The organism is Mycobacterium intermedium (assembly GCF_002086275.1).
Taxonomy (GTDB): domain Bacteria; phylum Actinomycetota; class Actinomycetes; order Mycobacteriales; family Mycobacteriaceae; genus Mycobacterium; species Mycobacterium intermedium.
Map to the genome: position 1 here is coordinate 1 of NZ_MVHT01000318.1, position 449 is coordinate 449.

2 protein-coding genes are annotated in these 449 nt (G+C 75.5%); both read right to left on the reverse strand.

Annotated elements, in window-relative coordinates:
- Window positions 1-257 (reverse strand): hypothetical protein (locus BST27_RS30860; RefSeq protein WP_211285345.1); only part of this gene is annotated, 257 nt, incomplete at its 3' end.
- On the reverse strand, window positions 254-449 hold a 196-nt coding region (locus BST27_RS33370), incomplete at its 5' end, for a hypothetical protein (RefSeq protein WP_211285346.1). The genes BST27_RS33370 and BST27_RS30860, both read right to left, overlap by 4 nt.

The window sequence follows — 449 nt, forward strand, 5'->3', positions numbered from 1 at the left end:
CCGCCGTTGCCGCCGGTGCCTGCGGCGCCACCGAGCGCGAGGCCGCCGCCAACACCGCCGGTAGTGCCGCCGGCGCCGCCGTTGCCGCCGGTGCCGCCGGCGCCGCCGGGAGCACCGTTGAGCAGTTGCTTCCCCATGGCATTGGATGCGACGCCGCCGGTGCCACCCGTGCCGCCAGTTCCGCCGGCGCCCCCGGTCGTGGTGCCGTTGCCGCCCAGACCGCCGTCGCCGCCCCTGCCACCGGCCGCGAGGGTCATGCTCTGGTTGCCCGAGCCACCATCGCCGCCGGTCCCGCCGGCACCCCCGACGAAGCCGTCACCGCCGATACCGCCATTGCCCCCGGCTCCCCCGTTGGACTGGGCGGATGTCGGGAGGAAGCCGAAGGACTCGCCGCCGTGGCCTCCCGTACGAGATCAAGCAGGTGGCCCAGTGACCGAGACAACCGAAGC